The sequence below is a fragment of the Corynebacterium sp. HMSC034A01 genome, from assembly GCF_001838175.1.
Taxonomy (GTDB): domain Bacteria; phylum Actinomycetota; class Actinomycetes; order Mycobacteriales; family Mycobacteriaceae; genus Corynebacterium.
Map to the genome: position 1 here is coordinate 1 of NZ_KV835959.1, position 569 is coordinate 569.

Below are 569 nucleotides of genomic sequence, written 5' to 3' on the forward strand. Positions count from 1 at the left end.
CCGTTGTCCGTCAGTGTGGATGCTGGCGGGCCGTATGCGTGGATCAGGCGGGTGAGTTCGGCGGCGACGGCGGGGCCTGTAAATGCGGCGGCCGCGGTGATTGACAACAGGTATCGCGAGTGGTCGTCGAGGAAGTCGAGGACTTCAACGCGTGTGTTGTCGGCGAGGAAGAGGTGGGTGATGTCGGCTTGCCAGCATTCGTTGGGCATCGCGGCTTCGAAGCGGATGTAGGAGCTTTTGGGCTTCTTTTGCGGCTGCGGGGTGATCAAGCCCTCGTTGGTGAGGATGCGGCGGATCGTTGAGGTTGAAGGGGCGCGTTTGCCGGCCTGTTCGAGGTGGTAGGCGATGGTTTCGGGCCCGGCGTCGAGTCCGTGTCGGGTGAGTTGTTTGCGGATGTCGATGATTTCGTTGCGTAGTGCTTCCGGGACGGCGTGCGGGTGGGTGTGAGGGGCGCGTGATTTCGGTGCGATTGCCTCGGCGCCGCCTGCGTCGTAGGCGTTGAGGATCTGGTGGACGCGTTGCCGTGAGATGCCGAAGCGTTTGGCGACGCTGGTGGGTGTGCCGCCTTG

General features: G+C 63.6%; 1 protein-coding gene. It reads right to left on the reverse strand.

Annotated features, from left to right (window positions below; genetic code table 11):
* A partial coding sequence (locus tag HMPREF2791_RS05745) for a helix-turn-helix domain-containing protein (protein ID WP_141764927.1) occupies window positions 1-569 on the reverse strand: 569 nt, incomplete at both ends.